Source organism: Armatimonadota bacterium (assembly GCA_035527535.1).
GTDB lineage: Bacteria > Armatimonadota > Hebobacteria.
Map to the genome: position 1 here is coordinate 39,680 of DATLAK010000179.1, position 7,237 is coordinate 46,916.

The following is a 7,237-nucleotide window of genomic DNA, read 5'->3' on the forward strand; positions in this document are numbered from 1 at the left end:
TGGCCGCCCCGGCCGTGTGGCCGCCCGCACAGGCGAGGGCGCCTATGCTCCATGTCTTCAAGGAATGTCTCACATCCATCGCGTTCTCTCGCAACACTACGAGTCGGGCGGCGGCTGGCCGTCCTCGTTGAGCAACGGGCAACAGTCGTAGTGAAACGCCATCCAGAGCCTATCGGACAAGGTCTTCGCGGCCGCGCCCACTTGCAGCGGATAAGGGAACTGCATCGGCGGAATCTCAAGATGCTGTTCGTGCTCCCACGCAGTGAAGCGACGGCGATGCGGCGGCGTCATCCTTCGGCCGCTGTCTGGGCGTCCGTTCTGCAGCCGTAGGCCCCGCGCATTGAATATGCTCAGTCCGACGACGATGGGCTCCGTTAACCCCGCATGGTCGGCGAGCGCCCCAACGAAGCGCAAGAAGCTGGCCGGATATCGGACGAGTGGCCAGCGGTTGATGGTTGTGTACTCTCGCTCGTCCTCTCCAGTCATCTTGTCCAGGAAGCGGGTCTCACGGGAGATGCGGGCGCGGAACTCTGCATGACCGTTGCGGAACACGTCCAGCCTATGCCAGCCTTCGCACTCAGCCACCAACCCATATAGGGAAGGCAGCACGTGTTGCGCCTCGAACCATATCGTCCAATCATCTCCAAGAGGGTCCAGCGGTCCCGGTCCGGTCATCAAGTTCCTCACCGCCGGGTAGGCGGTGTCTATGATTTCGTCCTTGACAATCAGCGGCGTTGCCGTCACTACGAGGTGTGGCTGATCTCCGATCTGCGCCATGATCTTGCCGCGCCGCTCCGCCAGGAAGTCCTCAAGGCTGCGGCGGATGTTCTCTGTGCGGGTGCATGCCTCCCGTATCTCATCGATGCTCATCTTATGCTTCTGGCGGCCCTGTCTCCTCCAGCATTGGTACAGGCCCTTGAAGGTAATCATGTGTGGCGCGCGGGTGCTCCTGGGGACAAACCAGACAATCACCTGCTTGCCTTCAGTCGCGGGGACCACCGCGAAATTGAGTCCGAGGATTCGCTCTCCAATGCTGGCCAGGCAGCAGGACATCATGCGAGCCGCTTCTTCCTCGGCGTTAGCGATGCCCACGATCCGCGCGGCCTTGTCCTCGCCGTCCTCCTCAATCCCGATGAGCAAGTGCCCACCTACGGCGTTTGCTAACGCCGTGATGTCCCGGAGCATCTCGCGGGTCTCTTCGTCGTCGTGCCGATAGGCCTTGCCCTTGAAGTCGAGCCGATCCGATTCCTCGACCTCTATCAGACCATTCAGGTCTTCAAGCGTTATCTCTGCGAGTGGCTTGGAGAAAACCGAAGACACCTGAGCATGTCCCCCGCAAGCCCTTCTCATGACGCGGCAAGAGCGCTAGCCCGCGCCCACGCCCATCTTGCCGCCCGCCACCTCGACGACTACGCGCCCCGCGTCCTCGCCTAGTACGGCGCTCGCGTCCAGAATCTCCAACCCCACGATCTTCCCGTCGAGGCCGTAGTCAGCGGTGACATCCTCGGAAACGCGCCGGTTCTCCACCGTGCCGGGCGCCGCCGGGCGGAACTGGATATACAGAGCATCTACCTCGGAATCGTATTCAATCCGCATCTCGCTCCTCCGCCGGCCTCCCCGCGAAGCAACGCGCGCTTGCGCGACCGTCCAATCGGGCCGCATTCCTCCCATCGGCGTCCATCGGCGTGAATCGGCGGTTAGCTGCTCCGTTCCGCCATCTCCACCAACAGCCGGTGCACCCGCAGGTCGTCGGTCAGCTCGGGATGGAAGGCGGCCGCCAGCAGCTTGCCCTGGCGCACCAGCACCGGATGATTCTCGACCCGGGCCATGACCGCCACCTCCTCGCCCACCGCGCACACGTAGGGCGCGCGGATGAACACCCCGCGGAACTTCTCGCCGTTCAGCCCCGCCACCTCGAGATCGTGCTCGAAGCTGTCCACCTGGCGGCCGAAGGCGTTGCGCCGCACCACGATGTTCATTAGCCCCAGCAGCGGCTGCTCATCGCCGTCGAGCTCGCGCGCCATCAGGATCATCCCCGCGCAGGTGCCCAGCATCGGCGCCTCCGCCGTCGCGAACTCGCGCAGCGCCGCGTCCAGCCCGATGCGCGCCATCAGCTTGCCCAGGGTCGTGCTCTCGCCCCCCGGCAGGATGATGCCCGCGCACCCCTCGAGCTCGCTGGGCGTCCGCACCTCCCGCGGCTCGACGCCGAGGCGCCGCAGGCACTCGACGTGCGCCCCCACCGCCCCCTGCAGGGCCAAGACGCCGATTCTCAACCTACCAGCCCCTTGTCTGGAGCAGGTCGCCCTCGGCGAGCTTGCTCATCTCCAGCCCCGGCATCGCCTCGCCCAGACCGGCGCAGGCGTCCGCGATCAGCTTGGGGTCGTCGTAGTGCGCGGTGGCGTCCACGATGGCGCGCGCGCGGGACTTGGGGTCCTTGGACTTGAAGATGCCGGAGCCGACGAACACCGCCTCCGCGCCCAGATGCATCATCAGGGCGGCGTCGGCGGGGGTGGCGATGCCGCCGGCGGCGAAATTGGGCACGGGGAGCTTGCCGGTGCCGGCGATTTCGGCCACCAGGTCGTAGGGTGCGCCCAGGTTTTTCGCCTCGGTCATCAGCTCCTCGGGGCGCAGAGTCGTCAGGCGTCGGACCCCGGTCATCACCAGGCGCATGTGGCGCACCGCCTCGACGACATTGCCGCTGCCGGCCTCGCCCTTGGTGCGGATCATGGCCGCGCCCTCGCCGATGCGGCGCAGCGCCTCGCCGAGGTCGCGGCAGCCGCACACGAAGGGCACGCGGAACTGGTGCTTCTCGACGTGGAACTGCTCGTCGGCGGGGGTGAGCACCTCGCTCTCGTCAACGAAGTCCACCCCCAGCGCCTCCAGCACCCGCGCCTCCGTGAAGTGCCCGATGCGGCACTTGGCCATGACCGGGATGGTGACCGTTGCCATGATGTCCTTGATCTTCTCGGGGTCGGCCATGCGCGCGACCCCGCCCTGAGCGCGGATGTCCGCCGGGACGCGTTCCAGGGCCATGACCGCGACCGCGCCCGCCTCCTCGGCGATTTTGGCCTGCTCGGCATTGGTGACGTCCATGATGACGCCGCCCTTGAGCATTTCCGCCAGGCCGACTTTGGTTCTCCAGGTTGACTTATCCAATCCTATTCGCCTCCTCACATGCCCCGAGCCGATGGGGATAACGACCCCTCAGTGGAAACATCTCTTCTATGTCACCGATGTGCTTAAGACCCACTACGGCTGTAGCCATGGCTATACATCGATGTGCTATCAGCGACCCGCCATGTAACGCTATGACGACAGTTCGTCCGGTTGGCATACCTCTTCGCCCAGAACTTGAGCGGCGATGCGGTCGAGGTCCTCGTCCGAGTAGTACTCGATCTCGATGGATCCGCCATCGCCACGAGGTTTGAGCGTGACCTTGGTCTCCAGGGCGTGGCGCAGACGGTCCTGTAGCAAACGGAGGTTTGCGTCAAGTGCCTGCTCTCTGTGATTCGTTTCACGTGAAACAACGGGCGCCGCCTTTGCGCGCTGCGCGAGGCTCTCCACCTGGCGGACTGACATCCCATCGCGCTCGATGCGGCGGCAGACAACGACCATCGTCTCCTCGTCACCAAACGCGAGTAGCGCCCGACCATGACCCTCAGTGATTCGCCCCCCACCCAGGCTATCCAGCACCTCCTCCGGGAGCCCCAACAGCCGCAGCGTGTTCGCCACCGCTGACCGGCTCTTTCCCACGCGCTCAGCCACCTGCTCCTGTGTCAACCCAAAATCATCCATCAACCGCTGGAACGCTCTCCCCGCCTCCACGCAGTTGATGTCCTCGCGCTGGAGGTTCTCCACCAGCGCCAACTCCAGCATCTGCCGGTCGCCGCACTCCCGCACCACCACCGGCACCTGCACCAAACCAGCCTGCCGCGCCGCCTGCAGCCGCCGCTCCCCCGCTATGAGCTCATATCCAGTCGCGCACCTGCGCGCCACCAGCGGCTGAATCACTCCATGCTCCCGCACCGATTCCGCCAGCTCCGCCATCTTCTCCGGATCGTACTGCTGACGCGGCTGGTACGGGTTTGGCGCGATGTCGTCCACCCGGGCCTGCTGCACTCCCTCCGCCGCCTCCGGCCACGCTTCGTCAATCTGCGGGATCAGCGACCCCAGTCCCCTGTGTTTCGTCTCCAATCCTCATCACTTCCTTCGCAAGTTCTGTGTAAGCCTCGGCACCCTTCGATCTCGGATCGTACACGATGATCGGCTGTCCGTAGCTGGGCGACTCGGACAGCCGCACCGACCGCGGAATCACCGCCTCGAACACCCGCGCCCCAAACCGCTCTCGCACCCGCTCTGCCACCTCCCGCGAAAGCTTCGTGCGCCCGTCGAACATCGTCAGCACCACCCCCATCAGCCGCAGCCCGGGGTTCAGGTGCTTTTCCACCAGCCCCACCGTCCGCCCCAATTGCGCCAGCCCCTCCAGCGCGTAGTATTCACACTGGATGGGTATCAGCACCCACCGCGCCCCTGTCAGGCAGTTAACCGTCAGCAGCCCAAGTGACGGCGGCGTGTCCAGCAGGATGTAGTCGAAGCGGTCGCTCACCCCCCGCAATGCCTCGCGCAAGCGCGATTCCCTCGCGATCGCCGTCACCAGTTCGACCTCGGCCCCGGCCAGGTCTATAGTTGACGGCACCGCCGCCAGGCCCTCCACCCGGGTCGGCCGCACCGCCTCCGCCATGTCCACTCCGTCAACCAGCACGTCATAAATCGTCTTGCCGTCAGCGCTCCCCATCCCCAGGCCGCTCGTGCAGTTGGCCTGGGGATCCATATCCACCACCAGCACTCGCCTGCCGGCGGCTGCCAGACAGGCGCCGAGGTTGATGGCGGTAGTGGTCTTGCCTACGCCCCCCTTCTGGTTGAGGATAGCCGTTACCTGAGCCGTCGCCATCCGCTGCAGACTCCAAGTGCCGATCCCGCGCGGCGCGGGGCCAAGCGCCGGCACACTGCACAATGACGCTCAACCGTCAAGACAACGGACCGCCCCGCGCGGGAACCTGCGGGTATTCTATCCTTCGCGTCTGCGCGTGTCAATGCCCAGAGGGCGTTTCCCCGGCCTGCCCGGCGCGCGGGGGTAAGCATCCGGCGTCGGCCGGTTCTTGCGCACAACAATGATCGTCCGCGAGAGCGCCTCCCCGGGAGCATTGATGGTGAACCTCCGCGCCGCCTCCACCTCGCCACCCAGGATCGAAATGGCCGCTCCCGCCCGGTCAATCTCCTCCGCCGCGTGCGGCCCCTTCATGAGCATCACCGCCCCGCCAACCTTCGCCAGCGGGAGGCACAGTTCAGCCGCCACCGCCGCCTCCGCCAGCGCCCGCGCGACGACGACGTCATATGATTCCCGGTGCTCGGGGTCATGTCCGACGGCCTCCGCCCGCGCGCACGCGACCCCGGCCTTGCCGAGACCGAGGATGCCAACAACGCGCTCGAGGAAGCGGCACTTCTTTCCCGTGGACTCGATCAGCGTCACGCGGAGATCGGGCCTGGCGATGGCAAGCGGAATGCCGGGCAGGCCGGCTCCGGAGCCGACGTCCGCGACGGCTGCGGCGTGCGGAAAGGGAGCCGCGAGCAGGCAGGTGAGAGAATCGAGGAAGTGCGTGGTCGCAACCTGCTGCGGGTCGGTGATAGAGGTCAGGTTGACGCGACGGTTCGATTCCAATAGGGCTCGAAGGTATGCATCGAAGGCCCTTAGCTGGCCGTCGGTGATTCGGATGCCGAGACGGCGGCCTTCCATCTGGAGCGGGCGCGCCCAGGCCGTCAATGCAGCAACCATATGTTTGCAACAGAGCGTCTCACGACGATCGCCATTCGCGCTACGTCCCGGAGCCGGCGGCGCGCGACTGGTCGTCCCGCCGGTAGCCTGCCGCGATGCGGCTGCCGACGAACATGGTGATCGCCCCGAAGCCGAGGAGAGTCACTGCCATCCGCAAGATGAACCCGAAATACGGCGCCAGCATGAGCGCCCACAGAATCACGACCCCGACCAGTCCGGCGATAACCGGCCGAACCACCTCGCGCCCCGCGAACCCCCTGAACAGCCACGAGCCCAGGAACACGCCGAACACTGCCTTTGCCGTGTACAGAAACGCAACCCAGATTCCGGCCACGATCAGCGCCGCAGGCAGCACCGGGCCCAGCAGCACCAAGACCACGAGCGGCCCGATGACTATCGCCAGGAAGCCGACGAGCAGACTCCACAGCGGGGAACTCCGGATGCGATCGGCGGCGTGGTGCATATGACGCGGCAGGAGGGCGGTCAACCCCAGGGTGAAGAGCACCAGCCATACGAGCGTGATAGATCGCCAGATCCACGGTGACGCCGGCTGGCGCGGGGTCCGCAGGCGCGGTCGCGGCAAGCGATGAACGACGTCTCCCATGACCTTGGCGCCAGTGGCCACGATTGCGGGCCGCGCGCTCTCGTAGACCAGGTTCCCCATGATCTTGGCGCCCTCAGCCAGGCGCAATCGTTCGACCCACAGGTATGCGTTGTCACCGACGCCCCCAGCCACGGTGGCGGTCCCCCCCGCGGCCTTGAGGTTGCCGCCGATCACCCCTGAAGTCGCCAGGGACTTGCACGCCGCCAGCGCGTCGCGGCGCACCACTGCGTTATCGCCCAGGACGACCCGCTGCCCGGCGGCTATGAAGTTGTGGCGTACCGAGGAATCGAGGGTGACCATCTGCCCCGCGCCCTGGAAACTCCCGCCAACCGGGCCCGAGCAGGACACCTTCTGCCCGATCGCAACCACACTGCCGCCCACCTCGCCAGGGATCGAGAGCGTCTGCGCTGCCACCACCAGGTTGCCGTTGACCGTGCCCTCAATCCTTACATCTTGGCCCGCCACCACCAGGTCATCGTCAATCGTCACGCCCTTCTCGACGACGATGGTATCCCCGGAACGTAGTTGCAGGGCATGCGCCCCGCCTGTGAGGGCCAACATCAGAACTACACTGAACCCGGCGCACAAGCATCCGCGCATCGCACGTTTCCTCCCCCGCCGTGCTGGCGTATGTGATTGCGGTCCGGCTTGTCGTTCGGCAACATCCGCCAGAAGTCCTGTTCGATGTTCATCCCGCCGTGGGCCACTCGCAGCCGCGCCGGATGTGACCGATTCCAGTGGGGATGGTTGGGCGACGCGCCGGGCACGACCTCGTAGGGGCAAGGCATGCCTTGCCCCTA

Annotated in this window: 8 protein-coding genes; all 8 read right to left on the reverse strand. The window is 65.9% G+C overall.

What is annotated here, in order from left to right:
* Positions 1–96 precede the first annotated feature (96 nt).
* Complete coding sequence (locus tag VM221_13165) at positions 97–1,320, reverse strand: ATP-binding protein (protein HUT75771.1); 1,224 nt, start codon at positions 1,318–1,320, stop codon at positions 97–99.
* Positions 1,321–1,365: 45 nt separating this feature from the next.
* A complete protein-coding gene (locus VM221_13170) occupies positions 1,366–1,596 on the reverse strand; it encodes a DUF2283 domain-containing protein (protein HUT75772.1) in 231 nt (76 codons plus the stop codon).
* 101 nt (positions 1,597–1,697) lie between these two features.
* Positions 1,698–2,273, reverse strand: a complete 576-nt coding sequence (gene pdxT / locus VM221_13175; protein ID HUT75773.1) for a pyridoxal 5'-phosphate synthase glutaminase subunit PdxT — start codon at positions 2,271–2,273, stop codon at positions 1,698–1,700.
* Between the two features lies 1 nt (position 2,274).
* Positions 2,275–3,156: a pyridoxal 5'-phosphate synthase lyase subunit PdxS gene (pdxS, locus tag VM221_13180; GenBank protein ID HUT75774.1), complete on the reverse strand. Its 882-nt coding sequence runs from the start codon at positions 3,154–3,156 to the stop codon at positions 2,275–2,277.
* A gap of 150 nt (positions 3,157–3,306) precedes the next feature.
* On the reverse strand, positions 3,307–4,194 hold the full coding sequence (locus tag VM221_13185; GenBank protein HUT75775.1) for a ParB/RepB/Spo0J family partition protein: 888 nt from the start codon (positions 4,192–4,194) through the stop codon (positions 3,307–3,309).
* On the reverse strand, positions 4,148–4,951 hold the full coding sequence (locus VM221_13190) for a ParA family protein (GenBank protein ID HUT75776.1): 804 nt from the start codon (positions 4,949–4,951) through the stop codon (positions 4,148–4,150). The genes VM221_13185 and VM221_13190 overlap by 47 nt, the downstream gene beginning before the upstream one ends.
* Positions 4,952–5,068: 117 nt before the next feature.
* Positions 5,069–5,833 (reverse strand): 16S rRNA (guanine(527)-N(7))-methyltransferase RsmG, encoded by a 765-nt coding sequence (gene rsmG / locus VM221_13195; protein ID HUT75777.1) that lies wholly within the window; start codon positions 5,831–5,833, stop codon positions 5,069–5,071.
* 40 nt (positions 5,834–5,873) lie between these two features.
* Positions 5,874–7,037, reverse strand: a complete 1,164-nt coding sequence (locus tag VM221_13200; protein ID HUT75778.1) for a hypothetical protein — start codon at positions 7,035–7,037, stop codon at positions 5,874–5,876.
* Between the last annotated feature and the right edge of the window lie 200 nt (positions 7,038–7,237).